The organism is Comamonas aquatica (assembly GCF_018064205.1).
Classification (GTDB): domain Bacteria; phylum Pseudomonadota; class Gammaproteobacteria; order Burkholderiales; family Burkholderiaceae_C; genus Comamonas; species Comamonas aquatica.
The window spans coordinates 576,788-602,288 of record NZ_CP072916.1; the positions used below are offsets into that span (position 1 = coordinate 576,788).

Sequence of the window (25,501 nt, forward strand, 5' to 3'; positions counted from 1 at the left end):
TCATCTTGGTGCAAAATCAAAGACTGGTTTGTCAATACGGAGTAACGATCATGAACGCCATGCGCCGCGGCCTGCTGGCCGCTGCACTGCTGTCTGCTGCAGCACCCGCCATTTCCTGGGCTGAGACCGCACCCTGGCCCAGCAAGCCGATCCGCATCGTGGTGGCCTACCCCGGTGGGGGCGTGAGCGACACGGTGGCGCGTGCTTTGGGGGAAAAGCTCAGCGTGCAACTGGCCACCCCCATCGTGGTGGAGAACAAGGCCGGTGCCGGAGGCACGATTGGCCTGGATGCCGTGGCCAAGGCGGCCCCCGATGGCTACACGATCGGCTTTGCTGCCATCAGCCCCGTGGCCCTGAACCCGCACCTGGGCGCAGTACCGTTCGATCCGCAAAAGGACCTGGCCCCTGTGGTCAGCGTGATGTATTCGCCCGTGCTGATCCTGGGCACTTCCGCCAACCGTGCGTCCAGCTTCCAGGCCTTGCTGGCAGAGTCCAAGAGCCATCCCGGGGTGGTGCGCTGGGCGACCGCTGGTCTGGCATCCCTGGGGCACATCGTGCTGGAGCAGGTGAAGTACAGCAGCAAGGTGGACATCACGCACATCCCCTACAAGGGCGGTGGCCAGCAGCTCAACGATGCCCTGGGCGGGCAGTTCGAGGTGCTGTCGACGAATGCCGGCCCCACCGTGATGCAGCACATCCAGGCCGGCAAGCTCAAGCCTCTGGCTGTGGGTGCACCGCAGCGCCTGGAATCGCTGCCGCAGGTCCCCACACTGGCGGAGCTGGGCTTTCCCGAAGCCAATTCCACTTCGCTGTTCGGCATCTTTGCCCCGGCCAAGACCCCGCAGGCCGTGTTGCAGCGTTTGAACAAGGAATTCAACAAGGCGCTGGCCGAGCCTGACATCCAGGCCAAGCTCAAGGCTTCGGACAACGTCCCGACCGGTGGCGATGCGCAGATCTTTGCCAAGCAGATTGCGCAAGAGTCGGCCAACAACGCCCGCATCATCAAGGCCGCCAACCTGCGCGCGCAGTGATGCAGCGCCGCGAGGCCGTGTGAAAAAAAAGCCACCGCAAAGGTGGCTTTTTTATGTGCAGTGGCGTGGTGTGCCGGCTCAGCCGACGTCGTCGGCCAGGTTGTCGGCCCACGCCAGGGCCTGCAGGTGCGCCCAGTTGACCTGGTGGTTGGACAGGTGCAGGGCTTCGGAGGTGCGGGCAAACACTTCGTCGTCGCCGTTCTCGCAGGCCAGCACCAGCTCCAGGAAGGGGGCGTAGACCCCTGTCTTGTGCAGCAGGGCATCCTGGACCGTCTGGGGCAGGGCGATCGAGCTCAGCGCCTTGTCCATGGGAATGCCCAGCATCACGTCGAGCAGGGAGAACACCCCGACCACGAAGGCATTGTCGACTTCCTCTGTGGACAGCATCTCGGCGGCCAGCAGCTCCATCAGGCGGCCGCGCACCACGGCGGTCTGACCGACGGCAGGGGCGGTGCCCCCTGCGCGGGAGGTGGTCATCAGCAGAGCGGCCCAGCGGAACAGCTTTTTGAGCCCCAGGATCATGACCGCATGGCGGAACGAGGTGATTTCGCAGGACAGACCGAAGCCCGAGGAGTTGATGAAGCGCAGCAGGTTGAAGGACAGCGTGGGGTCCTTCTTGAGCACTTCCTCAATCTCTGCCGTGCTGCTCTGGCTGCGCACCAGGTTGAGCAATTGCAAGATGGTGCCTTGCGATGGGCGCACGGTCTTGGCGGACACCACATCAGGGCGTGCAAACCAGAAGCCCTGGAACAGGCGCACGCCCAGCGAGTGCATCAGGTCGAACTGTTCCTGGGTCTCCACCTTCTCCGCCACGATCTGTGCCGTGGTGTGGGTCTGGGCAAATTTCACCAGCGCTTCGGCACTCTCGACCGGGAAGCTCAGCATGTCGAGCTTGATGAAACTGGCCATCGGCAGCCAGTGCACGTAGGCACGGCGCAGCAGGTTCTGGTCGAACGCCAGGCGAAAGCCGCGCTGGCGCAGGCTTTGGAACACGGGGATCAGGGCAGCAATTTCTTCGGGCGTGGCGTCATCGCCCAGGGTGGGCACTTCCAGCACCACCTTGTCGGGGTGGATCAGCTCCAGGTGGCCGCCCACCAGGCTCTCGTGGGTGCAGTTGACGAACACCAGCTTGCGTCCGACCAGGGCCTCGGTGCCGGCATACGACAGGGCGTTGAACAGCAGGGCCGCATCACTGGCGGCCGTGTGCGCATCCACGGCGGTCGTGCGATCGAACAGCTCATAGCCAAAAACTTCGCGGCGCTCGTTCAGAATGGCCTGGCGGCCAATCATGGACACGGAGTCATCGGTCACGCCGGCAGGCAGGGCGGGAGCGGTCGGATAGGCACTGGAATCAGAGGTCATCGGTGGTGTGTACGCGGTCATGGGCCTTTGCGGGCAGCAGATAACCGCCAATGGTAGTGGGTGCAACAGGCTCTGGTGCCCCACTGTACTGGATTGGCAACACCGTGGCGACCGGTATTCCGTACGTGATGTCCCGCAGGTTTATTGCGTGATCTGGTCGCACCAGGCCAGGGCCTGCAGGTGGGCCCAGTTGATCTGCTGGCTGGTGAGCTGGAGCACCGAGGCCGAGTGGTCGAAGGCCAGGTCATCGCTGCTTTCACAGGCTTCGGCCAGCTGCAGCAGCTCGCCGAAGATGCCCTCGTGCTTGAGCAGGGCGTCGCGCACGGCGGTCGGGATGTTGATCAACTGCAGCGCATCCTGCATGGGGATGCTGAGCATGGCATCCAGCAGCGAGAAGATGCCGACCACAAAGGCCTGCTCCGCCTCTTCCTCGCTCATGAACTCCAGGGCCAGCAGTTCCATGAGGCGGCCACGGATGACGGCGGTATGGCCGATCGAGGCGCTGGTGTTGCCGTACTTGGAGGCGGTGAGCAGCAGGGCCGCCCAGCGGAACAGCTTCTTCAGGCCCATGATCATCACGGCCTGGCGGAACGAGGTGATTTCGCGCGCGGTGCCAAAACCGGCGGAATTGATCAGGCGCATCAGGTTGAAGGCCAGACCGGCGTCCTTCTTCAGCACTTCCTCGATCTCATCGGTGCTGGCCTGGCGGCGCAGCAGGTTGATGAGCTGGATGATGCTGGCCTGGTTGGGGGCCAGCAGCTTGGTCTCGACCACGGCAGGGCGCGAGAACCAGTAGCCCTGGAACAGGGAGACGCCGATGCTCTTGAGCAAGTCGAACTGCTGCGGGGTCTCGACCTTGGTGGCAATCAGCTGGGCCTTGGAGTGGCGCGCCGCGTAGCTGACCAGCACGGCCAGCTGCTCGGGGCGCAGCACGGTCAGGTCCAGCTTGATGAAGTCCGCCAGCGGCAGCCAGGTGGCGTAGGCCGATTCCAGCACGGTGTGGTTGAAGGACAGCTTGAAGCCGCGTTCCCGCAGGCCGCGCAGGATCGGCAGGCGGGCCACCGCCTCGGTGGCGGCAACATGGCCCAGGGGTTCGACCTCAAGCACCACTTTTTCGGGATTAAGCAACTCCAGGTGCCCGCCGGCCAAGCTTTCGTGCGTGCTGTTGACGAACAGCAGCTTGGTGCCCACCAAGTCTTCGCGGCCGGCATGGGACATGGCCGTGAACAGCAGGATGACGTCGGTGGCCGCCGTGTGTTCGGCCGGAGCGCGGGAGCGGTTGAACAGCTCGTAGCCAATCACATCCTTGTCCACATTCACGATGGCCTGGCGTGCAATCATGGGAGAACCGGCATGAGCAACAGGCGTGGATGAGGGCGGGACGGGGGCAATAACGGACATGTCTGCGGGTTGGCGTTGCGTAATCTGGGTGGTCTGTGAATCCAGCATGTCAGTGCTGTTCCAGCCAGGCCAGCTCTTCGTCGGTAAATCCTGCGGCCTGTCGGGCCTGGGTATTGAACGGCGGGCGAGGGCGAGGCGCTTCGTATTTCAGAGCCAATGCAGTGTAGTGCGATTGCGGATCCATATCATTGCGCTGGCATAAGAAGCGATACCAATGGTTACCGATCGCGACATGGCCCACCTCCTCGCGCAGGATGACATCCAGGATCTCCACGGCGGCCCAGGCATCGGGGGTGCCGGCCTGGCGCAGCTTGGCCTGGATCTGGGGCGTGGCGTCGAGTCCACGCGCCTCCAGCGTGCGCGGAACCAGGGCCATGCGGGCGGTGATGTCGTGTGCGGTTTTCTCGCACATGGTCCACAGTCCCTGGTGCGCCGGGAAGTCGCCGTAGTCGTGCTGCTGGGTCAAAAGCCAGTCGCGGATCAGTAAAAAATGCTTACCTTCCTCACCAGCCACTTGCAACCAATCTTGGTAGTAGGCCGCAGGCATGGCATCAAAGCGCCAGATGGCGTCCAGGGCCAGGTTGATGGCGTTGAATTCGATGTGCGCGATCGCGTGCATCAGGGTGATGCGGCCCTCCAGGGTGGCAGGCGAGCGGCGGGCCACTTCGGTGTGGTGGCGCAGTACGGGGCGCTGCGGATGTCCGGGCAGGTGGCAGCCGGCCGGCAGGGCGGGCGCGGTCGGGGCGATGGAGAACTGTGCGCTGTGCGCAAACATTTCCATAGCAGCCGTCGCTTTGTGGATGGGGTCGCAGAGGCACAAAACCTCAAGGGCGCGTTGTCGAAGCTCCATACCTACAATTCTAATTTTCCCGCGCAGACAAAAACAGGAGACACAGCATGGCCGTATACGCATTGGAAGAACTGGTGCCCGAGGTGGCAGACAGCGCCTGGATCGCCGACAGCGCCCAGGTGATGGGCAAGGTGCAGATCGGCGCCGACGCCAGCGTCTGGTTTGGCACCGTGGTGCGCGGGGATACGGACAGCATCAGCATCGGCGAAGGCAGCAATGTGCAGGACGCCAGCGTGCTGCACGCCGATTTCGGCATGCCTTTGGCGATTGGCCGACACGTGACCGTGGGCCATCAGGTCATGCTGCACGGGTGCACGATCGGCGACGAGTCCTTGATCGGAATTGGCGCTATCGTGCTCAACGGGGCGAAAATTGGCAAAAATTGCTTGGTGGGTGCAGGCGCGCTGGTGACCGAAGGCAAGGAGTTTCCGGATGGGTCGATGATCATCGGCAGTCCGGCCCGCGTGGTCCGGCAACTCACCCCCGAGCAGATGGAAGGCCTGCGCCGCAGTGCGCAGCACTATATCGAGAATGCGCGCCGCTTCAAGGCGGGGCTGCGCAAGCTGGGCTGAGGCCTGGCACTTACAGCAATCACTGACTGGGATACACACAGCGTGTCTGAACTCCATAAATTCCTATTCGATGGCCTGCCGGTGCGCGGCATGATCGTGCGACTGACCGATGCCTGGAAGGACATCCTCCAGCGTCGCGCCAGCAACACCGACACCGGGGCCTATCCGGCCGCCGTGCGCGAGCTGCTGGGGGAGATGGCGGCGGCCAGCGTGCTGATGCAGTCCAACATCAAGTTCAATGGCGCTCTGGTGTTCCAAATCTTCGGTGACGGCCCGGTCAAGGTGGCCGTGGCCGAGGTGCAGTCCAACCTGGCGCTGCGCGCCACGGCCTCGGTGCATGGCGCCGTGCCTGCGGGGGCGGAGCTGGCGGAGCTGGTCAACCTCCAGGGGGGCGGGCGTTGCGCCATCACGCTGGATCCCAAGGACCGCCTGCCGGGCCAGCAGCCTTACCAGGGCGTGGTGCCGCTGCAGGGCATGGACGGCGAGCCGTTCGAGAAGATTTCCGAAGTACTGCAGCACTACATGCGCCAGTCCGAACAGCTGGACACCTGCATCGTGCTGGCCGCCAACGACGAGGTGGCGGCGGGCCTGATGATCCAGCGCATGCCGCTCAAGGGCCAGGACAACCTGGCCGGGGCCACCGAGAGCCGCCAGGACGAGCAGGACGCCATCGGCGCCAGCGAGGACTACAACCGCATCGCCACCCTGGCCGCCAGCCTGACGCGCGACGAGCTGCTGGGGCTGGATGTGGACACCATCCTGCGCCGCCTGTTCTGGGAGGAGAAGCTGTTGCGCTTCGTGCCCCAGGACGGTGACCAGGGCCCGCACTTCGCCTGCACCTGCAGCCGCGAACGCGTGGAAGACATGCTGCGCAACCTGGGCCAGGAGGAAGTGGCACAGGTGGTGCAGGAGCAGGGCCATGTGGAAGTCGGCTGCGACTACTGCGGCGCCCAGTACCGCTTTGACGCGGTGGATGCGGCCCAGCTGTTCACGGCCGCGCAGCACCAGGCACCCGGCTCGTCCTCGGTGCAGTAATTCAGGGGTGGCGGCACCCGCAGGGTGCTGCATGAAAGATAGCTGTCAGCGCGCGGTGTGCTTGGATTTCCGGTTTCAAGAGATCGGAAATCCAGGGCCAGCAAGCGCAGGCAGCTATTTTTTTTTATGCCTAACGTGGCCGCGCTGGCGCTCAGCGCTGCAGCAGGTGCTGGAACAGCTGGTGTTCGCTGGCGGCGTCCAGGCACTCCTGGCAGTCGTCCTGCAGATGGGGGGCATTGCCCTGGGCGGGCGTGGTGATCCAGGGGCGCAGTTGCTGGGCCTGTTGCGCGGCGTTGCCGTACAGCATGTGGACCGGCCAGGGGCTGTGCGACAGGTGTTCGGCGCGCCAGGCGGCTTCCAGGCGCAGTGCTGCATCGGGCGCGCCGGTAGGCAGCAGGGCCCACAGCAGCAGACTGTCTGCCGGCATGGCCGGCGTGGGCCATTGCGTCAGCGGCTGTAGTCCGTGCAGCGGCACACGGGCCTGGGCGGCGGCCTGCAGCACCTGGGCGCAGTGGGCTGCGCTGGCGCACAACAGGATGCGGGGGGCAGGGGGCACGGGCTGGCGCAAGCGGGGGGGGGCCGAAGGCAGGAAGGGCAGACCGGGCGCCCTCAGCGGCGCATGATCTGCACGTAAATCTCGTTGGGGCGGACCATGCCCAGCTCGCTGCGCGCCTTTTCCTGGATGCTGTCCTGGCCGTCGCGCAGGTCGGCGACCTCGGACGACAGGCGCTCGTTTTCCTTGCGGGCCTGCGCGTTGGTGGCGTGCAGTTCGTTGATCTGGGCGCGCAGTTCGGCCACGCGGTCCATGCTGCCCGCACCCAGCCACAACTGGGCATGGGTAATGGCCAGCAGGCTCAGCAAGACGACGGTGACGATGCGAGAAACCATGGGTGGATTCAAAAAACCGGGGCCAGTTGGCCCCGGTTCTGGTGCAGGGGGTGAGCCCGAAGATTAACGCAGGTTATAGAAAGCGTCACGGCCAGGGTACACGGCCACGTCGCCCAGGTCTTCCTCGATGCGCAGCAGCTGGTTGTACTTGGCGATGCGGTCCGAGCGGCTCATCGAGCCGGTCTTGATTTGACCCGCATTCAGGCCCACGGCGATGTCGGCGATGGTGCTGTCTTCGGTTTCGCCCGAGCGGTGCGAGATCACGGCGGTGTAGCCGGCGCGCTTGGCCATCTCGATGGCAGCGAAGGTCTCGGTCAGCGTGCCGATCTGGTTGATCTTGATGAGGATGGAGTTGGCGATCTTCTTGTCGATGCCTTCCTTCAGGATCTTGGTGTTGGTCACGAACAGGTCGTCACCCACCAGCTGCACCTTGGCGCCCAGGCGCTCGGTCAGGATCTTCCAGCCGTCCCAGTCGCCTTCGTGCATGCCGTCTTCGATGGAGATGATGGGGTACTTGTCGCACCAGCCAGCCAGCATGTCGGTCCACTGGGTGGCGTTCAGCGTCATGTTGCCTTCGCCTTCCAGCACGTACATGCCGTCCTTGTAGAACTCGGAGGCGGCGCAGTCCAGGCCCAGGGCGATCTGCTCGCCGGGGGTGTAGCCGGCCTTTTCGATGGCTTCGATGATCAGCTGGATCGCGGCTTCGTGGTTTTCCACGGAAGGTGCGAAACCGCCTTCGTCGCCCACGGCGGTGGACATGCCGTTGTGGTGGATGATGGCCTTCAGCGCGTGGAACACTTCGGCGCCCCAGCGCACGGCTTCACGGAAGGTGGGGGCCCCCACGGGGATGATCATGAACTCTTGCAGGTCCAGCGAGTTGTTCGCGTGGGCGCCGCCGTTGATCACGTTCATCATGGGCACGGGCAGCTGCACGCCGCCCATGCCGCCGAAGTAGCGGTACAGGGGCAGGCCGGCCTCTTCGGCTGCGGCGCGGGCCACGGCCATGGACACGGCCAGCATGGCGTTGGCGCCCAGGCGGCTCTTGTTCTCGGTGCCGTCCAGGTCGATCATGGTCTTGTCCAGGAACGCCTGTTCCGACGCGTCCAGACCGATCACGGCCTGGGCGATCTCGCCGTTGATGTTGTCCACGGCCTTGAGCACGCCCTTGCCCAGGTAACGGCCCTTGTCGCCGTCACGCAGCTCGATCGCTTCGCGCGAGCCGGTGGACGCGCCCGATGGCACGGCCGCACGGCCCATCACGCCAGATTCCAGCAGCACGTCGCATTCGACGGTGGGGTTGCCGCGGCTGTCCAGGACCTCACGTCCTACGATGTCAACGATTGCACTCATGGTGTTTTCCTCGGAAGGTTTTCAAAACTGGGGCGGCAGCTGCAGCTGGGATGGTGGCTGTGGTGTCGGCCGAGGCTGCCTGGCATGCGCGGTGCGCATGTGAAAAAGCACGCCCCACGGAGCGTGCTTTGTCGCTGAAAGCTGGTTCACGGGTCGCGCGCTGCGCATCTTACGCAAACTTAGGCGGAAAAGTGGTTTTCCAGGAAACCGTGGCGCTTGGTCACGTCGTCCAGCGCCACCAAAGTCTCCAGCAACGCCTTCATGTGCTTGAGGGGCACGGCGTTGGGGCCGTCGCTCAGGGCGTTGCAGGGATCGGGGTGGGTTTCCATGAACAGGCCCGCCACGCCCACGGCCACGGCCGCGCGCGACAGCACGGGCACCATCTCGCGCATGCCGCCGCTGCTGGTGCCGTTGCCGCCGGGCAGCTGCACGCTGTGCGTGGCGTCGAACACCACGGGGGCGCCGGTCTCGCGCATGATGGCCAGCGAGCGCATGTCGCTGACCAGGTTGTTGTAGCCAAAGCTGGCGCCGCGTTCGCAGGCGGTGAACATGTCGGGGTCCTGGCCCACTTCGATGGCGGCGGCGCGCGCCTTGTCGATGACATTCTTCATGTCATGCGGTGCAAGGAACTGGCCCTTCTTGATGTTCACCGGCTTGCCGCACTGGGCCACGGCGCGGATGAAGTCCGTCTGGCGGCACAGGAAGGCGGGGGTCTGCAGCATGTCGACCACCGATGCCACGTGGGGGATTTCCTCCACGGTGTGCACGTCGGTCAGCACGGGCACGCCGATTTCCTTGCGCACCTTGGCCAGGATCTCCAGGCCCTTTTCCATGCCGGGGCCACGGAAGCTGGTGCCCGAGGAACGGTTGGCCTTGTCGAAGCTGCTCTTGAACAGGAAGTTGATGCCCAGCGCGGAGGTGATCTCCTTGAGCTGGCCCGCCACGTCCATCTGCAGTTGCTCGGACTCGACCACGCAGGGGCCGGCAATCAGGAAGAAGCGCTGGTCCAGACCAATGTCGAAGCCGCAGAGTTTCATGGGGTGTTCCTTTATGGCATGCGGTGCATGCTTCAAAAACCAAAGCTGCTTGCGCAGGTGATGCAATGACTTCAGCTTTAAATGATGCTGAAGTCATTGCGTTTCAAGCGCTGGCAGCTCCTTTTTTCAGACTTGTCCCGGATGCCGGGATCAGGCCTTCTTCTGGTCCATGGCCGCCTTGATGAAGGCGTTGAACAGCGGGTGGCCGTTCCAGGGCGTGGACTTGAACTCGGGGTGGAATTGCACGCCGATGTACCAGGGGTGGACGTCCTTGGGCAGTTCCACGATCTCGGTCAGTTGCTCGCGCTGCGTCAGCGCGGAGATCACCAGACCGGCTGCGCGCAACTGGTCCAGGTACTGCACGTTGGCTTCGTAGCGGTGGCGGTGGCGCTCGGTCACCACGTCGCCGTAGATGCTGTGGGCCAGGGTGCCGGGCTGCACGTCGGACGACTGGGCGCCCAGGCGCATGGTGCCGCCCAGGTCGGAGTTGGCGTCACGCGTCTTGATGGTGCCGTCCTCGTCCTTCCACTCGGTGATCAGCGCGATCACGGGGTTGGGCGTGTGGGGATCGAACTCGGTGGAGTTGGCGCCTTCCAGGCCGGCCTTGTGGCGGGCGTATTCGATGGTGGCCACCTGCATGCCCAGGCAGATACCTAGGTAGGGCACCTTGTTTTCACGGGCGAACTTGGCGGTCGAGATCTTGCCTTCCACACCGCGCGAACCAAAGCCGCCGGGCACCAGGATGGCGTCGTACTGGGACAGCTGTTCCTTGGCGTTGGCGTCGGTGATGGTTTCCGAGTCGATGTGGGTGATCTTCACGCGGGTGTGGTTGCGCAGGCCGGCGTGCTTGAGCGCTTCGTTGACCGACTTGTAGGCGTCGGACAGTTCCACGTACTTGCCGACCATGGCCACCTGCACTTCGCCCTGGGGGTGCTCGGTTTCGTAGACCAGATCGTCCCAGCGCTTGAGGTTGGCCGGCGCGGTGTTCAGGCGCAGCTTGTCGCAGATCAGGCCGTCCAGGCCCTGCTCGTGCAGCATGCGGGGCACCTTGTAGATGGTGTCCACGTCCCACATGGAGATCACGCCCCATTCCTGCACGTTGGTAAACAGCGAAATCTTCTCGCGTTCTTCATCGGGCACGGCGTACTGGGCGCGGCACAGCAGCGCATCGGGCTGGATACCGATTTCGCGCAGCTTCTGCACGGTGTGCTGGGTGGGCTTGGTCTTGAGTTCACCGGCGGCTGCGATGTAGGGCAGGTAGCTCAGGTGCACGAAGGCCGAATTGTTGGGGCCCAGCTTCAGGGACAGCTGGCGCACGGCTTCCAGGAAGGGCAGGGACTCGATGTCACCCACGGTGCCGCCGATTTCGCAGATGGCCACATCCACGGCGTCGTCGGTGCCGATGCCGGCGCCGCGCTTGACGTATTCCTGGATCTCGTTGGTGATGTGGGGGATGACCTGCACGGTCTTGCCCAGGTAGTCACCGCGACGCTCTTTTTCCAGCACGCTCTGGTAGATGCGACCGGTGGTGAAATTGTTGGACTGGCGCATGCGCGTTTCGATGAAACGCTCGTAGTGGCCCAGATCCAGGTCGGTTTCTGCACCATCGTCCGTCACGAACACTTCGCCGTGCTGGAAGGGGGACATCGTGCCGGGGTCCACGTTGATGTACGGGTCCAGCTTGATGAGGGTGACTTTCAGGCCGCGCGACTCGAGCAGCGCAGCAAGGGAGGCTGAGGCGATTCCCTTGCCCAGGGAAGACACCACACCGCCTGTGACGAAGACGAATTTGGTCATGTCTTGTTCGTTTTTATGGTGGTGGTAAAGACGAATTATAGGTGCCGGCCAGAAACTGCCGCTGAAAGCTGGGGCAATCAGCCCCGTGGCCTCTGCTACATTCGCGCCATGCAAGAACTCGCTGGCAAACACATTGTTCTGGGCCTCTCCGGGGGCGTTGCCTGTTACAAAACGGCACATTTATGCCGCCTGCTGACCAAGGCCGGCGCCACCGTGCAGGTGGTGATGACCGAGGCGGCCGAGCAGTTCATCACCCCGGTGACCATGCAGGCCCTGTCGGGCCGCACGGTCTACACCTCGCAGTGGGATGCGCGCGAGGGCAACAACATGCCCCACATCAACCTCAGCCGCGAGGCCGATGCCATCGTCATCGCCCCCTGCAGCGCCGATTTCGTCGCCAAGCTGGCCCAGGGCCGTGCCGACGAGCTGCTCAGCCTGATGTGCCTGGCCCGGCCGACCGAGCGCGTGCCCCTGCTGCTGGCCCCGGCCATGAACCGCGAAATGTGGGCCCACCCTGCCACGCAGCGCAATTTTGCCCAGGCCGCCGCCGATGGCGCGCAGGTGCTGGGGGTTGGCGTGGGTGACCAGGCCTGCGGCGAAACCGGTGATGGCCGCATGCTGGAGCCCGAGGAACTGCTGGAAGACATCGCCGCTTTCTTTGCCCCCAAGCTGCTGGCCGGGCACCGGCTGTTGATCACGGCCGGCCCCACCTTCGAAGCCATCGACCCGGTGCGCGGCATCACCAACCTGTCCAGCGGCAAGATGGGCTTTGCCATCGCCGCGGCCGCGCAGGCGGCGGGCGCCGCGGTGACCCTGGTGGCCGGCCCCGTGCACCTGCCCACGCCGCGCGGCGTGCAGCGCATCAATGTGCAGTCGGCCCGGCAGATGCTGGCGGCGGTGCAGTCCCAGGCCGACCAGGCCAGCATCTTCATCGCCACGGCCGCCGTGGCCGACTGGCGCCCGGCGAATGCCAGCGACCAAAAGATCAAGAAGGACGGCACGGGCGATGTGCCCGCGCTGGCGTTTGTCGAGAACCCGGACATTTTGGCCAGCATCGCCCAGTCGCCACGTGCCCAAAGCGGTGCGCTGTACTGCGTCGGTTTTGCCGCCGAAAGCCACGACCTGCTGCAGCACGCCACGGCCAAGCGGGTGCGCAAGGGCGTGCCCTTGCTGGTCGGCAATATCGGCCCGGCCACCTTCGGCCAGGATGACAACGCCTTGCTGCTGGTCGATGCCCAGGGCCACCGCGAGCTGCCGCGCGCCAGCAAGGCCGCGCTGGGCGTGCAACTGGTGCAGGAGCTGGCCCGGCGCCTGCCACCGGCACCCCGCGCCTGAGGCGTACTCCACCGATACCTGCGAGGCTGAAACCGATGTCGACTTCCAATTACGAAGGCCCCCGCGGCGGCGACTATGCACGCTACGTCGATGAGCTGCTGCGCGCCAGCCCACTGCACCAGAGCCTGGGGCGGGTGCTGCGGGAGGCCAGCCGCAGCGATTTCACCGGTGAGGTGCTGTCCCCCGGGGCCCAGCCGGGCTCGGTGCTGACGCGGGTGCGCGAGCGGGCCCAGGCCGCCATGGCCCAGGCCCAGCAGCAGGCACAACAGCAGGCCCAGACCACCAGCCGCAGCCCGGCCGGCAAGACATCGTCCAAGAAGGCCAGCGACCGCGCAGCCCGCGCGGCACGGCAGGCACCGCCGAAGCCGGCCACGCCCGCCGCGGGCCCGCGCAGCCCCTGGTTCCGGATCACCCCGGGGCGCGTGGTGGGCTTGCTGATTCTGGCCGTCCTCAGCGTGGCACTGCCTGGCTTGGGGGCGCTGGTGCTGCTGTTTGCCATCATCAACGCGGTGCGCCGCGGCATTCGCTCGGCCAGCGAATCGGCCTGACATGCCCGCGCGGGCCGCTGCGGTGGTCCGTCCCCGGCACAATCCGTGCCTTCTTTGTTTTGCCTGGGCCACCACCGTGGCGGCCGGCACCGAATCCCTTTGCTATGAACGTTGACCTGAAGATCCTGGATGCGCGCTTGCGCGAGAACATGCCCGCCTATGCCACCCCTGGCAGCGCCGGCCTGGATTTGCGCGCCTGCATCGACGCGCCGATCACGCTGGAGCCCGGCCAGTGGCAGCTGATTCCCACCGGCATGGCCATCTACCTGAAGGACCCGGGCTACGCCGCCATGATCCTGCCGCGCTCGGGCCTGGGTCACAAGCACGGCATCGTGCTGGGCAATCTGGTCGGCCTGATCGACTCCGACTACCAGGGCCAACTGATGGTCAGCGCCTGGAACCGTTCGCCCACCGCCTTCACCCTGCAGCCCATGGACCGCCTGGCCCAACTGGTGGTCGTGCCCGTGGTGCAGCCCACGTTCAACCTGGTGGACGAATTCGAAGCCGTGTCCGAGCGCGGCGAAGGCGGCTACGGCTCGACCGGCAAGCAGTAAGCCCCGGTGCGCGACCCAGCGGCCTTGGTCTTTGGGCGAGGTGCGGTGGCCCCGGACTGCGCCCAGAATGCCCGGTGGCGCTGGCCTGCTGCGAGGAAAACTGCTGTGGCAGACAGGCGTGAGCGCAGCGGCTGCGCTCATTCTTTTGTGAGCAAGTGTGAGGGCCGTCGTCCCGGCTGCGGGTGGCTGCGTTGAAACTCCGAACACATGGGGCTCCGGCATGGGCCGAGCCGCCCGCTCTGCGGCCCCGCGTGTCCCGCCCACGTGACCCGGAGTTTTTATGCATCCTCTTTCCCATTGGCCCCGTCTTGCCGCTGTCGCCAGCGTAGCGTTGTTGCTGAGTGCCTGCGCCGGCTATCCCGGCCAGCCCGGCAATGGCTATCCCCGCACGGCCTATCCCACGGCCCCGCAGCCGGTGACCAGCTACCCGGTGCCGGCCTATCCCGCCACCAGCTACCCGGTCCAGCAGGGCGGCGGCATGTACGGCCAGATGGCCTATGGCCAGATCGCCCACATCGAGACCGTGCGCGTGCAGGATTCCAGCGGCATTGGTGCGGGTGGGGCGATCGTCGGCGGTGTGGTCGGCGGGGTGCTGGGGCGCCAGGTCGGCAAAGGCACGGGCCGCGACCTGGCGACGATTGCGGGCGTGGTCGGCGGTGCGCTGGCCGGCAATGCGGTGCAAAACAACATGGGGGGCAGCGTGCGCGACATCTACCGCGTGACCGTGCAGCTGCAGGACGGCAGCCAGCGCAGCTTTGACTACCCCAACCCACCGCCTTTCCGCATCGGCGACAACGTGCGCGTGGACGGCAATCAGATCTACCGCTGATCCGGTGCCACTGGCACGGGCCTGTGGGTCCGCGTCCGCAGCACTGCATTTTCACAATATAGAGCAGCCAGTGCAGTGGCTGTGCGCGTCCCAGGCCGAAAACCTTCGGCCTGCCGGCGGCGGATCTGCCGTTGGAGTGGACTCTCGAATCCATAGCTGCTAACTGTCAGGTCCCGGATGATTACGCACGTTCTTGACGAATAAATCAGGTGCTTTCATCTTCCATTTTTTGAGTGCTTGGACTGGGGCTTCATGCCCCAGTGCCTTTTGTGGCAAGTGGTGGTTGTACAGCCAGACAAACCTGTGCAGTGTCTTCTCCAAATCCTCTGCGCTGTTGAAGTGATGCGAGCGCAGCACCTGGCTCAGGCGGCCATTGAAGCGCTCAACCATGCCGTTGGTTTGTGGCGTCTTTGGCTTGGTCAGCCGATGCTCTATCCCCAATGCTTGGCATAACTGGTCGAATTCGTGCTCGCCTGAGGGCTGACGTGTGCGGCTTCCAAACAATCGGTCTGTGAACTCTTTGCCGTTGTCGGTGAGGATGGTGTGGATCTTGAACGCTGCAGCTTTGCGTACGGCAGCCAAGAAGGCTTTGGCGGATGCTGCCGTCTTGTGCTGCTTGATATCAATGAACACCCAGCGTGTAGCTCGATCGATGGCAACAAAAACATAGCGGCGCTTGTCCTCATCGTGCATCTGGGGCAGGTACTTCACATCTACATGTACATAGCCAGGCTCATACGCCTTGAAGGGTTTGTGCTCGCCCTCAGGCTTGGGCTGTACGGGCAATCTGGAGTGGCCTCGTCTGCGCAGCAAGCGATCCAGCGCCGAGCGGCTCATGGCAGGCTCAATGAACTCTCGCACCACCGCCAATAAGTCATCCAGAGGTAGCCGCAGCTGGCTGCGCAGATAAATAACCAGCTCTTCCTGCCCTGCATTGAGAGTCGTTTGCAGGCGGTGGGCCGTGTGGCTGGCGTCATGCACCGTGGTTCTGCCCCGCCACTTACGCACGGTCCCTATGCCAATGCCGTATTGCTGCGCCAACTCTCGATCAGTACCACTGGCTTGCTGCAATGCCAAACGGGTGGCAGGTGTGGTCGTAGCGTTCTTATGAAGGCTGATCAGCATGGCAACTCCTTGGCACGGGATTGCCATGTTGCCAGAACTGCTTGCAGTACCTCTCGGCCATGCAGCAACGGACGCTTGTTTTTAAGCAGCCAATCGTCCGGGACCCGACAGCTAACGCACAGCCAGCAAGCGCTGTAAGCCAAAATCATGCTGAATTTCTGGCTTCAGTGCGACGCAGGCCGTGTGGCCTCCGTGGCCACGGCCGGCAGGCACAGGCGCATGCGCAGCCCGCCCAGGGGTGCGCTGTCGGCCTGCACCGAGCCACCATAGGTCTGGGCCAGCTCCCGCACGATGTCCAGGCCCAGGCCAGCGCCGGGGCGCTGTTCATCCAGGCGCTCGCCCCGCTCGAAGATGCGTTGGCGCTCGGCGGGAGGAATGCCGGGGCCGTCGTCGTCCACGGTGAAGCACAGCAAGTCGCCGTCGCGCTGCACGCCCAGCTGCACCTGGCTGCGCGCCCATTTGCCGGCGTTGTCCAGTAGATTGCCCAGCATCTCGAACAGGTCCTGGGCCTCGCCGCGGAAGGCCAGTGCCGGCGCGGCCTCGTCCACCTGCACGAACTGCACCGAGCGCGCCGCGTGCAGGCGCTGCATGGTGCGCAGCAGGGCCTGCATCGGCCCCTGCACCGGTGTGCGCAGGCCGGTGGCGCGGATGGCGGCGGCCGCGCGGGCACGGGCCAGGTGGTGGTCCACCTGGCGCTGCGCCGTGGCCACCTGCTCCTGCACCAGGCGCGCCAGCGGCGTGTCGTCCTGGGCGGCGGCGTTGCCCAGGATGCTCAGCGGCGTGTGCACCGCATGCGCCAGGTTGCCGGCCTGGGTGCGGGCGCGCTGCACGATGTCGGCATTCGCCCCCAGCACATGGTTGAACTCATTGATCAGCGGCTGCAGCTCGTCGGGGAACTGGCCGTCCAGCTGGGTGGCTTCGCCGGTGCGCACCGTGGCCAGGCGCTGGCGCAGCAGGTCCAGCGGTTGCAGGGCCAGCTGCAGCTGCACGGCCACGGCCACCACCAGGCCCAGCGCCAGCGTGCCCAGGGCGGCCAGCAGCATGGTGGTGAAGCGCTGCACCGGCTCTGCCACCAGGGCCTGGTCGGCCGCCACGGTCAGGCGCAGCAGGGGGGCTTCGGCCTCGGGCAGTTGCAGCGGCCGGCTGACGGCCACCAGTTGGTGGTTCTGGCTGTCGCGCAGCTGCAGCACGGCGTGGCCGCTGCGCGCGGTGCCGGGAAAGGCCGTGTCCCGCGGCAGGGGTAGCACCTGGTCCCACAGGGAGCGCGAGCGCACCACGCCCAACTGGGCCGGGCCTTGCTCCGGCAGCAGGTCCACCTGCCAGTACAGGCCGGAAAGCGGGGCGTTCAGGCGTGCATCCCCGGCCATGGGCAGCACTTCCACCCGCTGCGCGGCATCCAGGTTGACGCTGGCGCTGAGCTGGTCCAGCTGGCGCACCAGCTCTCCTTGCAACTGCTGGTTGACGTGTTCCTGGAACAGGCCGCGCAGGCCCCAGCCCGCCACGGCCATCGCCAGAGCCATCCAGGCCAGCGTGCCCAGCAGCAGGCGCTTGCGCAGCGAGCCATGGCGCAGCGACAGGGCGCGTGGCAGCTTCACGCCGCACCTTCCACGGGCAGCAGGCGGTAGCCCAGGCCGCGCACGGTCTCGATGCTGCCGGGTGGCAGCTTTTTGCGCAGGCGGCCCACGAAGACTTCGATGGTGTTGGAGTCGCGCTCGCTGTCCTGCGGGTACAGGTGCTCCGACAGCTCGGTGCGCGACAGCACCTCGCCCACGCGCTGCATCAGCAGCGACAGCAGCTTGAACTCGTGGCTGGTCAGCGCCAGCGGTTGGCCATCGACCGAAACCGTGGCCTGGCGCGTGTCCAGCCGGATGCTGCCGCACTGCCAGTCGGCGCTGCTGTGCGGCGACAGGCGGCGCAGCAGGGCGCGCAGCCGGGCCAGCAGCTCTTCCATGTGAAAAGGCTTGGCCAGGTAGTCGTCGGCCCCGGCATCCATGCCGGTGACCTTCTCGTGCCAGGCGCTGCGCGCCGTCAGGATCAGCACTGGCATGCTGCGCCCCAGGGTGCGCCAGTGGCGCAGCACGCTCAGGCCGTCGACCACGGGCAGGCCCAGGTCCAGCACCACGGCGTCGAAATCCTCGACCTCGCCCAGGTAGCGCGCGGTGGCGCCGTCGGCGGCGGTCTCCACCGTGTGGCCGGCGGCCTCGATGGCCTGGGCCAGCTGGGTGCACAGCGTGGGTTCGTCTTCCACCACCAGGATGCGCATCAGTCCTGCCCCTTTCTGCGCACGCTGAGCACGCGGCCGTCGACGGCATCCACCTTCAGCTTGCTCAGCTGGCCATTCGGGTGCAGCAGCCGCATCTCGTAGATGAAGCGGCCATCGTCGTGCTCGAACTCCACCTTCAGCACCTGTCCCTGGTACTGGCGCTCCACCTGGTCGAGCACGGTGCGCAGCGGCAGCACCTTGCCCTGCTGCAGCGCCTGGCGTGCCAGCTCGTGGTCGCTTTCGTCGGAGTGGGCCTGTGGCAGGTCCAGTCCAGCGCCCAGCCATAGGGCACCACCCAGCGCAAAGGCGCCCAGCAGCGCGGGCCAGCGAAGGCGGGACAGTGAAGAGCGGGTGACCATGGCAATGCTTCCTCGTGCAGGTGAACACCCGCAACTTATACCGGCAGGGCGATGAATGGCACATGAACAGGTGCTTCAGCATGCATTCACCCCGGGTTTTGAAGAATGACTTCAGGCCAGCACGGTGCTGGTCCTGCATCACACCCACAAGGAGTTCTTCACCATGTACACACAGCAGTTTGCCACCGTTCGCCGTCTCGCCGCCGCCACCTTGCTGGCGGGGCTGGCCGCCGGCGCCATCGCCCAGACCACCGCTTCCACCCCAGCTGCTGCCCCCACGGCCCCTGCCGCCCAGGCCGCGACCACCATCCCGGGGCCACAGCTGAACATCCGCCAGGTGTATGACCGCCTGGAGGCCGCCGGCTACCGCGATCTGCGCGAGGTGGAGTGGTCCGATGGCCGCTACGAAGTCAAGGCCCGCAACGCCCAGGGCGAACGCGTGAAGCTGGACGTGGATGGCAACACCGGCGCCGTGCTGCGCAGCCGCGTCAAGCATTGAGAACGGGCGGGGCGGCCTGGGGTCGCCCTGCGTAGCATCGGAACCAGCAAGGAGGATGTATGCGTGTGCGGATCGCTTTCGGAGCGTGGTGGCTGGGGCTGACCCTGGCGTGGATGGCGGTGGCGGCCCCCTGGGTGGGTGGCGCTGGCGTGGCGGAGCCCACGTTCTGGTGGCAGTTGCGCCAGCAGGCGCTGTACCTCAGCGGCGTCTGGAGCATCGGCATGATGTCGCTGGTCATGCTGCTGTCGCTGCGCCAGCGCTGGATGGAATGGCCCCTGGGCGGCATGGACCAGGTCTACCGCCTGCACAAATGGGCCGGCATCGGCGCCGCTGTGGCTGCGGTCATGCACTGGGGGGCCAAGGAATCCAGCGGGCTGATCAAGGACGTCTGGGGGGCCGCCGGGCGCCCGGCGCGCGACGCCGTCCTGGCCTGGGCCGTGGATTGGCGCGGCACCGCCAAGGACCTGGGGGAGTGGGCCTTCTACGCCCTGCTGGCCTTGGTGGTCCTGACGCTGTGGCAGCGCCTGCTGCCCTATCGGCCCTGGCGCCGCCTGCACCGCGTGATGCCGGCGCTGTACCTGATGCTGGCCTTCCATACGCTGGCGTTGATGCCACTGTCGTTCTGGCGCTTGCCCATGGGGGGCTTGATGGCGGTGCTGCTGGGCGTGGGCAGTGTCGCCGCCCTGTGGTCGCTGGCGGGGCGCATTGGCCGTGGGCGCAACAGCCATCGGGGGCAGGTGCATGCGGTGCAGTTGCTGGGGCCGGTGGCCGGTCGGGATCCGCTGGAAGTGCTGTGCGCCATGCCGACCACCTGGCAGGGGCACCAGCCCGGGCAGTTCGTGTTTGCCAGCTTCGAGGGGCTGGAAGGGCCGCACCCCTTCACCATCGCCAGTGCGCCGGGCAGTTGCGGCAGCACCCCCGATGGGCGCCCGCTGCTGCGCCTGGTCATCAAGCCGCTGGGCGACTACACGCGCAGCCTGCATGCGGCCCTGCAGCCGGGGCAGGCCGTGCGCATTGAAGGGCCGTACGGGCATTTCGACGGGCAGGGCACCCAGGTTTGGGTCGCGGGGGGCGTGGGGGTGACGCCGTTTCTGGCCTTGCTGGAGGCGCGGCAGCCCGGTGCAGCGCAGACCGATGCGCTGCAACCGGCGCACCTGCACTACTGCACCCGCAATGCGGCGCAGGATGCCGTGCTACCCCGGGTGCGGCAGCTGTGCGAGCAGGCGCAACCCCCGGTGCACCTGCAGGTGCACGATGCGGCCCAGGGCGACTGCCTGCGGCCCGAACACCTGGTGCCGCATGGTACGGCCCTGGACATCTGGCTGTGCGGGCCCGCCGGACTGGGGCAGGCGGTGCGCCAGGCGGCCGATCGCCAGCGTGGCTGGCGCCTGCACCAGGAGGCGTTCCAGATGCGCTGACCGGGTCAGTGCAACAGGTCGCTGCCTGGCGCCTGGGGCTGGATGCGGAAGAAGCCCGTGCCCGCACTGCCGCGGCCAACTTCTTCTTCCGTGGCCTCGCGCACGGCTTCGACCTTGATCTCGATGCGCAGGGCAATCCCGGCCAGGGGGTGGTTGCCGTCCAGCACCACATGCTCGGGGTAGATCTCGGTGATGGTGTACAGCGCATCCTTGGGGGCCTCGGGGTTGCAGCCTTGCGGCAGGGCACTGCCTTCAAAGGTCATGCCCTCTTCCAGTTCCTGGGGGAATAGTTCGCGCTTTTCCAGAAAGATCAGCGTGTCGATGTAGTCGCCAAAGGCGTCCTCGGGCTCCAGGTGCAGCTGCAGCGTGTCGCCCACGGTGTGGCCTTGCAGGGCTTCTTCGATGCGCTTGAGCAGGTCGTCGCCGCCGACGAGGAATTCCACGGGCTCGTCCAGCACGTCCAGTTCATCGCCCAGGGTGTCTTTGAGGGTCCAGGTCAGCGCGACCACGCATTGTTCGGTGATGTCCATGAGTTGCAGCCTTGTGCGGCCAGTGCCGCAGAGGAAAAAAGAAAACGGCCGGCTGCGCAGCACCCCGTGGGGGACGCGCAGGCGGCGCACTGGGCGGGATTTTCCCATGGCTGCCCAGGTCTGGCTGTGTGCCGGGCATTGCCAGTCCCGGGCCACCCGTCAGAACGGGTAGTGGCGTTCGCGGGTCTGCATGGTGATCCAGCGGGTGTCGGTGAAGGCATCGATGCCGGCCTGGCCGCCAAAGCGGCCATAGCCCGAGGCCTTGACGCCGCCGAACGGCATCTGGGCTTCGTCGTGCACCGTCGGGCCGTTGATGTGGCAGATGCCGGTTTCCAGGCGTGCCGCGACCTGCCAGGCGCGGGCCGTGTCGCGCCCGTAGACGGCCGAGGACAGCCCAAACTCGTTGTCATTGGCGACGGCAATCGCCTGCTCGACCCCGTGCACCCGCACGATGGCCTTGACCGGCGCAAAGGTCTCTTCGCGGAAGATATCCATGTCGGCCGTCACATGGTCCAGCAGCGTGGCGGGCATCAGCGTGCTGCTGGCCTTGCCGCCGCACAGCAGCCGGGCACCCTTGGCCAGGGCATCGTCGATCAGCGCATTCGCGCGGTGCACGGTGTGCATGTCCACCACCGACCCCAGCACCACCGGCCCCTGGCGCGGATCGCCCAGCGGCAGCGCCTGGGCGTGGGCCGTGAGCCGGGCCACGAAGTCGTCGGCGATCTGCTCGTCCACGATGATGCGTTCGGTCGACATGCAGATCTGCCCCGAATTGGCAAAGGCGCCAAAGGTGCAGCCCGCCACGGCCGCCGGGATGTCGGCATCGTCCAGTACGATGAAGGGGGCCTTGCCGCCCAGCTCCAGGATCGCGGGCTTGAGGTGCCGGGCCGCAGTCTGGCCGATGATGCGGCCCACGCGCGTGGAGCCGGTGAAGTTGACGCGGCGTACGGCCGGGTGGGCGATCATGGCCTCGACCACGGCTGTGGCATCCGCCGGGGCGTTGGTCACGAAATTCACCACACCGGCTGGCAGGCCGGCATCCTGCAGGGCTTCAATCACCAGCCCGTGCGTGGCGGGGCACAGCTCCGAACCCTTGAGCACCACGGTGTTGCCGCAGGCCAGGGGGGTGGCAATCGCGCGCACGGCCAGGATGACCGGGGCATTCCATGGCGCAATCCCCAGCACCACGCCTGCGGGCTGGCGCACGGCCATGGCCACGCTGCCCGGAATGTTGGAGGGGATGATCTGTCCGCTGATCTGCGTGGTCAGTGCCGCGGCTTCCAGCAGCATGTCGGCCGCCAGATGCACGTTGAAGCCGGCCCAAAGGCCGGAAGCCCCGGTTTCCGCCGCCATCGCGGCCGCGAGGGCCTCGCCCTTGGCCGCAAGGGCCTGCGAGGCCCGCATCAGCAGGGCACGGCGCTCCCCCGGACCGATGGCAGCCCAGGCGGGGAAGGCCTGGGCTGCGGCATCGACGGCCACCCGAGCATCGTCCGGCGTGGCGGCCGGTGCGCGCGTGGCCACCTGGCCATCGAGTGGGTTGTGGCGGTCAAAGCTGGCGCCGCCGGTGGCTGTGGCGGCCTGACCGCCCATCAGCAAGCTGGGTTGGAGCATGGGGCAAATCCTTTGCGGGAGAGGCTGTCAAGCATAAGGTCTGCGCTGGCCTACAGCCATGCGCCTGCCCGACGGTCGGTGCAGGTGGGGCACCGGTGCGCCGGTCCTTATCAGGTGGACCTGCATGGTTGAGCTGTGCTGGGTCAAGCTCCGCGGGGCCGGTCATAAGACAATAGGGGCTGCTTTACAGAATCGTTGCCCGCTCTTTCCTATGGACACCACACTTCCCATCGCGCTGCTTGGCGGTATCTCGCCCGAGAAATTCATGCGCACCTACTGGCACAAGAAACCGTTGCTGATCCGCCAGGCGATCCCCGGTTTCAAGCCCATCCTGAATCGTGCACAGCTGCTGGCGCTGGCGGGCGAAGAGGGCGTGGAGGCGCGCCTGATCGAGCAGTTGGGTGGTGGAGCCTGGAAGCTTTCGCACGGCCCGTTTCCGCGCCGCAAGCTGCCGGCGTTGAGCAAGCCCGGCTGGACGGCCTTGGTGCAAGGCGTGGACCTGCACAACGAGCAGGCGCATGCGCTGCTGCAGCAGTTCCGCTTTGTGCCCGATGCGCGCATGGACGACCTGATGATCAGCTTCGCCACTGACCAGGGTGGCGTGGGTCCGCACTTCGACAACTACGATGTGTTCCTGCTGCAGGCTCATGGCAAGCGCCGCTGGCGCATCGGCCGCCAGAAGGACTTCTCGCTGCAGCCCGATGTGCCGTTGAAGATCCTGACCAACTTCGAGCCCGAGGAAGAGTTCGTGCTGGAGCCCGGCGACATGCTGTACCTGCCCCCGAAGTGGGCGCATGACGGCATCGCCGAGGGCGAGTGCATGACCTACTCGATCGGCTTCCGCTCGCCCAAGCAGGACGAGATGGCGCGCGAAATCTTCCTGCGCATGTCGGATGCCCCGGACGAGTGCCCCAAGGACGTGGTCTACAAGGACCCCAAGCAGCCTGCTGTGGCACATCCTGCCGAGATCCCCGCCGACCTGTACGATTTCGCGCGCGAGGCCCTGAAGAAGGCCCTGGCCGAACCCCTGGCGCTGGAGCGCGCGCTGGGCGAGTACATGAGCGATCCCAAGCCGAATGTCTGGTTCGAGCCTGCGGACGATTTCGGCATGCTCGAAGGCGTGCGCCTGAACCGCCGTACCCGCATGCTGTACGACGCCAAGCACATCTTCATCAACGGCGAAAGCTATCTGGCCGGCGGCAAGGACGCCCAGCTGATGCGCAAGCTGGCCGATGAGCGCCAGCTGTCGCGCCGCGAGGTGCAGCAGTTCAGCGACGATGCCCTGGAACTGCTGTCGTCCTGGGTCGATGCCGGCTGGGCCGACAGCGTCGAAGGCTGATTTGGTTCTTGTTACAAATTTAGTGCGCAAAGCTGTAAACCAAGTTTGTAACTGGACCGTTGTGCAGGGGAAGCCAATGCTGGCTATCGGCATTGGTGGCAGGAATTGCGGCAAGTCTGCTGCGCCGCCCCCAACTTTTTACACCCCTAGAGGTATTGACATGAAAAACTCTCTCATCTTGGCTACCGTGATCGCTTCTGCTGCTTTGGTCGCTTGCGGCAAGAAGGAAGAGGCTCCCGTGGCTGCTCCTGCAGCCCCTGCTGTGGAAGCTCCCGCTCCTGCCGCTGAAGCACCTGCTGCTCCCGCCGCTGAAGCCGCTGCTCCTGCTGCTGACGCTGCTGCTCCCGCAGCCGCTCCTGCTGCTGAAGCCGCTGCTCCTGCTGCTGACGCTGCTGCTCCCGCAGCCGCTCCTGCCGCTGACGCTGCTGCTGCCGACGCTGCCAAGTCCGCCATCGAAGCCAAGTAATTGGCTCCCTCCAGCGGGTTTCCGCTGGGGCGTGAATGAAAAACCCGCTGCGCATGTGCACAGCGGGTTTTTTTACGCCTTGTAAGGCTTGATGCGCGTGTGAGCAGCGCATAAAAAAACGCCAGTCGCAGGACTGGCGTCGGTGGCGCTGACCAGGGGGCCAGCGGCGGTGGTGCTTACTTCAGGTCGTCGGCAATCACGCGCACGATGCGCTGTGCCGCCTGGGTGGTTTCGGGTTGGCCCTTGGCGTCCAGCACGGTGACCTGGGTCTTCTCGCCCGCGGTGCGCACGGCGATCTGGTACTGGCCGGGCTTGTTCTCGGGCTTGCTGCTGAACCAACCGCTGAACCAGCCCTTCTTCTTCTCGGTGCTGTCGGCGCTGGGCGGTACGTAGCGCACAAAGTACAGGCCCTTGCTGCGGTCACGGTCTTCCACGGTGAAGCCGGTGCGGTCCAGGGCCACGCCCACACGGCGCCAGGCACGATCGAAGGGCTCGCTCAGTTGCAGGGCCGGCAGGCCGTTGACGGTGGCGATCTGGGCAGCGGCCGTGGGCTGTGCGGCCACGGCCTTGTTGGAGGCCACCAGGGCGCGCGACTGTTCTTCGCTGGTGCCCAGCTTGATCATCAGGCGACGCAGGAATTCGGTTTCCAGTTCGGGATCGGCCGGACGGGGCTGCCAGATGGTCGAGTCCTTGTTGGTGTTGCTGTAGACCTCTTCCATGCCGCGGTGGGTGATGTAGATCTCGGTCTTGCCGTCGGCACGGCGCTCCAGGCGGGTGCGGAAGCGGTCACGCTCGCTGGTGGAGTACAGGGAGTCGAACACCTTGCCCAGCGTGGAGCGGATGATGTCCTGCGGCAGCTTGGCGCGGTTCTCTGCCCATTCGGTCTCGATGATGCCCAGATCGGACTTTTCCTGCGCCAGGTTGAAGCCATGGTCCAGCCAGAACTCGCGGGTGGGTTCCCACAGCTGGTCCACGGGACGGTTCACGACCAGCCAGCGCTTGTCGCCATCGCGCATGATTTCGACGTCGCCCACTTGCAGCGGGGCCGCGCGCTCCACGGTCGGCACCTGGGCCTGACCGGCCTGCAGCGCCACGGCCGAGACCGAGCGGTCGGGGCTGGCGGTGTAGCGGGTGTCTTTGGTGAGCTGGGTCAGGTCGGGCGGCACTTCCAGCGTGCTGCCCTTCTTGGCGCTCTTGTAGTCGATCTTGCCCTCTTCAATGACGGAGCAGGCAGACAGTGCGACGGCCAAGCCGATCAGGCTCAAACGGGCGGTGTGTTGTGTCACTTTCACGCGGAATTCC

At 65.8% G+C, this 25,501-nt stretch carries 26 protein-coding genes; 11 read left to right on the plus strand and 15 right to left on the minus strand.

The window, feature by feature from the left end; genetic code table 11:
• Positions 1-50: 50 nt before the first annotated feature.
• Positions 51-1,031, plus strand: a complete 981-nt coding sequence (locus tag KAQ61_RS02700; RefSeq protein WP_420839376.1) for a Bug family tripartite tricarboxylate transporter substrate binding protein — start codon at positions 51-53, stop codon at positions 1,029-1,031.
• A 78-nt stretch (positions 1,032-1,109) separates the two neighbouring features.
• On the opposite strand, the gene KAQ61_RS02705 is transcribed toward KAQ61_RS02700, so the two are convergent.
• The 3 genes from KAQ61_RS02705 to KAQ61_RS02715 form a co-directional block, all read right to left on the minus strand.
• Complete coding sequence (locus KAQ61_RS02705) at positions 1,110-2,393, minus strand: EAL and HDOD domain-containing protein (RefSeq protein WP_043379418.1); 1,284 nt, start codon at positions 2,391-2,393, stop codon at positions 1,110-1,112.
• 141 nt (positions 2,394-2,534) lie between these two features.
• Complete coding sequence (locus tag KAQ61_RS02710) at positions 2,535-3,734, minus strand: EAL and HDOD domain-containing protein (RefSeq protein ID WP_183301166.1); 1,200 nt, start codon at positions 3,732-3,734, stop codon at positions 2,535-2,537.
• 109 nt (positions 3,735-3,843) lie between these two features.
• Positions 3,844-4,644 (minus strand): ferritin-like domain-containing protein, encoded by an 801-nt coding sequence (locus KAQ61_RS02715; protein WP_210930411.1) that lies wholly within the window; start codon positions 4,642-4,644, stop codon positions 3,844-3,846.
• A 47-nt stretch (positions 4,645-4,691) separates the two neighbouring features.
• Between KAQ61_RS02715 and KAQ61_RS02720 the strand changes: the two genes are divergently transcribed.
• Together KAQ61_RS02720 and hslO are read left to right on the plus strand one after the other, a co-directional pair.
• Positions 4,692-5,216: a gamma carbonic anhydrase family protein gene (locus tag KAQ61_RS02720; protein WP_043379425.1), complete on the plus strand. Its 525-nt coding sequence runs from the start codon at positions 4,692-4,694 to the stop codon at positions 5,214-5,216.
• Between the two features lie 42 nt (positions 5,217-5,258).
• On the plus strand, positions 5,259-6,251 hold the full coding sequence (gene hslO / locus KAQ61_RS02725) for an Hsp33 family molecular chaperone HslO (RefSeq protein ID WP_042415369.1): 993 nt from the start codon (positions 5,259-5,261) through the stop codon (positions 6,249-6,251).
• A 151-nt stretch (positions 6,252-6,402) separates the two neighbouring features.
• Here the strand turns inward: hslO and KAQ61_RS02730 are convergent, their stop codons facing one another.
• The 5 genes from KAQ61_RS02730 to KAQ61_RS02750 all read right to left on the minus strand — a co-directional run bounded on the left by KAQ61_RS02730 (position 6,403) and on the right by KAQ61_RS02750 (position 11,323).
• Entirely contained in the window at positions 6,403-6,807 is a 405-nt protein-coding gene (locus KAQ61_RS02730; RefSeq protein WP_210930412.1) for a hypothetical protein, read from the minus strand.
• A 53-nt stretch (positions 6,808-6,860) separates the two neighbouring features.
• The gene (locus KAQ61_RS02735) at positions 6,861-7,139 is read right to left on the minus strand and encodes a septum formation initiator family protein (protein WP_042415375.1); all 279 of its coding nucleotides are present in this window, start codon (positions 7,137-7,139) and stop codon (positions 6,861-6,863) included.
• Positions 7,140-7,202: 63 nt separating this feature from the next.
• A complete protein-coding gene (eno, locus tag KAQ61_RS02740; protein ID WP_154164509.1) occupies positions 7,203-8,489 on the minus strand; it encodes a phosphopyruvate hydratase in 1,287 nt (428 codons plus the stop codon).
• 179 nt (positions 8,490-8,668) lie between these two features.
• The gene (kdsA, locus tag KAQ61_RS02745) at positions 8,669-9,526 is read right to left on the minus strand and encodes a 3-deoxy-8-phosphooctulonate synthase (RefSeq protein ID WP_042415380.1); all 858 of its coding nucleotides are present in this window, start codon (positions 9,524-9,526) and stop codon (positions 8,669-8,671) included.
• A gap of 150 nt (positions 9,527-9,676) precedes the next feature.
• Positions 9,677-11,323 carry a CTP synthase gene (locus tag KAQ61_RS02750; RefSeq protein ID WP_154164511.1) on the minus strand — a complete coding sequence of 549 codons (1,647 nt, stop codon included), beginning with the start codon at positions 11,321-11,323 and terminating at the stop codon, positions 9,677-9,679.
• Between the two features lie 108 nt (positions 11,324-11,431).
• Here KAQ61_RS02750 and coaBC point away from each other — a divergent pair, with 108 nt between their 5' ends.
• The 4 genes from coaBC to KAQ61_RS02770 all read left to right on the plus strand — a co-directional run bounded on the left by coaBC (position 11,432) and on the right by KAQ61_RS02770 (position 14,589).
• Complete coding sequence (gene coaBC, locus KAQ61_RS02755; RefSeq protein ID WP_210930413.1) at positions 11,432-12,658, plus strand: bifunctional phosphopantothenoylcysteine decarboxylase/phosphopantothenate--cysteine ligase CoaBC; 1,227 nt, start codon at positions 11,432-11,434, stop codon at positions 12,656-12,658.
• A gap of 35 nt (positions 12,659-12,693) precedes the next feature.
• Positions 12,694-13,206, plus strand: coding sequence for a hypothetical protein (locus KAQ61_RS02760; RefSeq protein ID WP_210930414.1), 513 nt, complete (start codon positions 12,694-12,696; stop codon positions 13,204-13,206).
• Between the two features lie 104 nt (positions 13,207-13,310).
• Positions 13,311-13,760: a dUTP diphosphatase gene (dut, locus tag KAQ61_RS02765; protein ID WP_042415387.1), complete on the plus strand. Its 450-nt coding sequence runs from the start codon at positions 13,311-13,313 to the stop codon at positions 13,758-13,760.
• 280 nt (positions 13,761-14,040) lie between these two features.
• Positions 14,041-14,589, plus strand: a complete 549-nt coding sequence (locus KAQ61_RS02770; protein ID WP_210930415.1) for an outer membrane lipoprotein — start codon at positions 14,041-14,043, stop codon at positions 14,587-14,589.
• A gap of 159 nt (positions 14,590-14,748) precedes the next feature.
• Here the strand turns inward: KAQ61_RS02770 and KAQ61_RS02775 are convergent, their stop codons facing one another.
• The 4 genes from KAQ61_RS02775 to KAQ61_RS02790 form a co-directional block, all read right to left on the minus strand.
• Entirely contained in the window at positions 14,749-15,714 is a 966-nt protein-coding gene (locus tag KAQ61_RS02775) for an IS481 family transposase (RefSeq protein ID WP_115597225.1), read from the minus strand.
• A 164-nt stretch (positions 15,715-15,878) separates the two neighbouring features.
• A complete protein-coding gene (locus tag KAQ61_RS02780; RefSeq protein ID WP_210931671.1) occupies positions 15,879-17,234 on the minus strand; it encodes a sensor histidine kinase in 1,356 nt (451 codons plus the stop codon).
• 71 nt (positions 17,235-17,305) lie between these two features.
• Complete coding sequence (locus tag KAQ61_RS02785) at positions 17,306-17,977, minus strand: response regulator transcription factor (protein ID WP_210930416.1); 672 nt, start codon at positions 17,975-17,977, stop codon at positions 17,306-17,308.
• Complete coding sequence (locus KAQ61_RS02790) at positions 17,977-18,336, minus strand: PepSY domain-containing protein (protein WP_155895340.1); 360 nt, start codon at positions 18,334-18,336, stop codon at positions 17,977-17,979. Before KAQ61_RS02790 ends, KAQ61_RS02785 begins: the two co-directional genes overlap by 1 nt.
• Before the next feature lie 163 nt (positions 18,337-18,499).
• Between KAQ61_RS02790 and KAQ61_RS02795 the strand changes: the two genes are divergently transcribed.
• Positions 18,500-18,835 (plus strand): PepSY domain-containing protein, encoded by a 336-nt coding sequence (locus tag KAQ61_RS02795; RefSeq protein WP_210930417.1) that lies wholly within the window; start codon positions 18,500-18,502, stop codon positions 18,833-18,835.
• A 59-nt stretch (positions 18,836-18,894) separates the two neighbouring features.
• Positions 18,895-20,253 carry a ferredoxin reductase family protein gene (locus tag KAQ61_RS02800; RefSeq protein ID WP_210930418.1) on the plus strand — a complete coding sequence of 453 codons (1,359 nt, stop codon included), beginning with the start codon at positions 18,895-18,897 and terminating at the stop codon, positions 20,251-20,253.
• Between the two features lie 5 nt (positions 20,254-20,258).
• Here the strand turns inward: KAQ61_RS02800 and KAQ61_RS02805 are convergent, their stop codons facing one another.
• Together KAQ61_RS02805 and KAQ61_RS02810 are read right to left on the minus strand one after the other, a co-directional pair.
• Complete coding sequence (locus KAQ61_RS02805) at positions 20,259-20,783, minus strand: FKBP-type peptidyl-prolyl cis-trans isomerase (RefSeq protein ID WP_042415402.1); 525 nt, start codon at positions 20,781-20,783, stop codon at positions 20,259-20,261.
• A gap of 159 nt (positions 20,784-20,942) precedes the next feature.
• Positions 20,943-22,394: an aldehyde dehydrogenase gene (locus tag KAQ61_RS02810; RefSeq protein ID WP_210930419.1), complete on the minus strand. Its 1,452-nt coding sequence runs from the start codon at positions 22,392-22,394 to the stop codon at positions 20,943-20,945.
• A gap of 211 nt (positions 22,395-22,605) precedes the next feature.
• Here KAQ61_RS02810 and KAQ61_RS02815 point away from each other — a divergent pair, with 211 nt between their 5' ends.
• Positions 22,606-23,733, plus strand: coding sequence for a cupin domain-containing protein (locus KAQ61_RS02815; RefSeq protein WP_210930420.1), 1,128 nt, complete (start codon positions 22,606-22,608; stop codon positions 23,731-23,733).
• Between the two features lie 160 nt (positions 23,734-23,893).
• Positions 23,894-24,199 (plus strand): hypothetical protein, encoded by a 306-nt coding sequence (locus KAQ61_RS02820; RefSeq protein ID WP_210930421.1) that lies wholly within the window; start codon positions 23,894-23,896, stop codon positions 24,197-24,199.
• Between the two features lie 176 nt (positions 24,200-24,375).
• Here the strand turns inward: KAQ61_RS02820 and bamC are convergent, their stop codons facing one another.
• The gene (bamC, locus tag KAQ61_RS02825) at positions 24,376-25,485 is read right to left on the minus strand and encodes an outer membrane protein assembly factor BamC (protein WP_042415552.1); all 1,110 of its coding nucleotides are present in this window, start codon (positions 25,483-25,485) and stop codon (positions 24,376-24,378) included.
• Positions 25,486-25,501 lie beyond the last annotated feature (16 nt).

What these genes read in the sequence shown, in the direction of transcription:
- KAQ61_RS02715 (WP_210930411.1), bottom strand. Translation starts at nt 4,644, where the DNA reads ATGGAGCTTCGACAACGCGCCCTTGAGGTTTTGTGCCTCTGCGACCCC.
- KAQ61_RS02750 (WP_154164511.1), bottom strand. Translation starts at nt 11,323, where the DNA reads ATGACCAAATTCGTCTTCGTCACAGGCGGTGTGGTGTCTTCCCTGGGC.
- KAQ61_RS02710 (WP_183301166.1), bottom strand. Translation starts at nt 3,734, where the DNA reads ATGATTGCACGCCAGGCCATCGTGAATGTGGACAAGGATGTGATTGGC.
- KAQ61_RS02770 (WP_210930415.1), top strand. Translation starts at nt 14,041, where the DNA reads ATGCATCCTCTTTCCCATTGGCCCCGTCTTGCCGCTGTCGCCAGCGTA.
- KAQ61_RS02795 (WP_210930417.1), top strand. Translation starts at nt 18,500, where the DNA reads ATGTACACACAGCAGTTTGCCACCGTTCGCCGTCTCGCCGCCGCCACC.
- KAQ61_RS02815 (WP_210930420.1), top strand. Translation starts at nt 22,606, where the DNA reads ATGGACACCACACTTCCCATCGCGCTGCTTGGCGGTATCTCGCCCGAG.
- KAQ61_RS02780 (WP_210931671.1), bottom strand. Translation starts at nt 17,234, where the DNA reads ATGGCTCTGGCGATGGCCGTGGCGGGCTGGGGCCTGCGCGGCCTGTTC.
- KAQ61_RS02735 (WP_042415375.1), bottom strand. Translation starts at nt 7,139, where the DNA reads ATGGTTTCTCGCATCGTCACCGTCGTCTTGCTGAGCCTGCTGGCCATT.
- KAQ61_RS02775 (WP_115597225.1), bottom strand. Translation starts at nt 15,714, where the DNA reads ATGCTGATCAGCCTTCATAAGAACGCTACGACCACACCTGCCACCCGT.
- kdsA (WP_042415380.1), bottom strand. Translation starts at nt 9,526, where the DNA reads ATGAAACTCTGCGGCTTCGACATTGGTCTGGACCAGCGCTTCTTCCTG.
- KAQ61_RS02785 (WP_210930416.1), bottom strand. Translation starts at nt 17,977, where the DNA reads ATGCGCATCCTGGTGGTGGAAGACGAACCCACGCTGTGCACCCAGCTG.
- eno (WP_154164509.1), bottom strand. Translation starts at nt 8,489, where the DNA reads ATGAGTGCAATCGTTGACATCGTAGGACGTGAGGTCCTGGACAGCCGC.
- coaBC (WP_210930413.1), top strand. Translation starts at nt 11,432, where the DNA reads ATGCAAGAACTCGCTGGCAAACACATTGTTCTGGGCCTCTCCGGGGGC.
- KAQ61_RS02805 (WP_042415402.1), bottom strand. Translation starts at nt 20,783, where the DNA reads ATGGACATCACCGAACAATGCGTGGTCGCGCTGACCTGGACCCTCAAA.
- KAQ61_RS02800 (WP_210930418.1), top strand. Translation starts at nt 18,895, where the DNA reads ATGCGTGTGCGGATCGCTTTCGGAGCGTGGTGGCTGGGGCTGACCCTG.
- KAQ61_RS02760 (WP_210930414.1), top strand. Translation starts at nt 12,694, where the DNA reads ATGTCGACTTCCAATTACGAAGGCCCCCGCGGCGGCGACTATGCACGC.
- KAQ61_RS02820 (WP_210930421.1), top strand. Translation starts at nt 23,894, where the DNA reads ATGAAAAACTCTCTCATCTTGGCTACCGTGATCGCTTCTGCTGCTTTG.
- dut (WP_042415387.1), top strand. Translation starts at nt 13,311, where the DNA reads ATGAACGTTGACCTGAAGATCCTGGATGCGCGCTTGCGCGAGAACATG.
- KAQ61_RS02705 (WP_043379418.1), bottom strand. Translation starts at nt 2,393, where the DNA reads ATGACCTCTGATTCCAGTGCCTATCCGACCGCTCCCGCCCTGCCTGCC.
- KAQ61_RS02720 (WP_043379425.1), top strand. Translation starts at nt 4,692, where the DNA reads ATGGCCGTATACGCATTGGAAGAACTGGTGCCCGAGGTGGCAGACAGC.
- KAQ61_RS02810 (WP_210930419.1), bottom strand. Translation starts at nt 22,394, where the DNA reads ATGCTCCAACCCAGCTTGCTGATGGGCGGTCAGGCCGCCACAGCCACC.
- KAQ61_RS02700 (WP_420839376.1), top strand. Translation starts at nt 51, where the DNA reads ATGAACGCCATGCGCCGCGGCCTGCTGGCCGCTGCACTGCTGTCTGCT.
- KAQ61_RS02790 (WP_155895340.1), bottom strand. Translation starts at nt 18,336, where the DNA reads ATGGTCACCCGCTCTTCACTGTCCCGCCTTCGCTGGCCCGCGCTGCTG.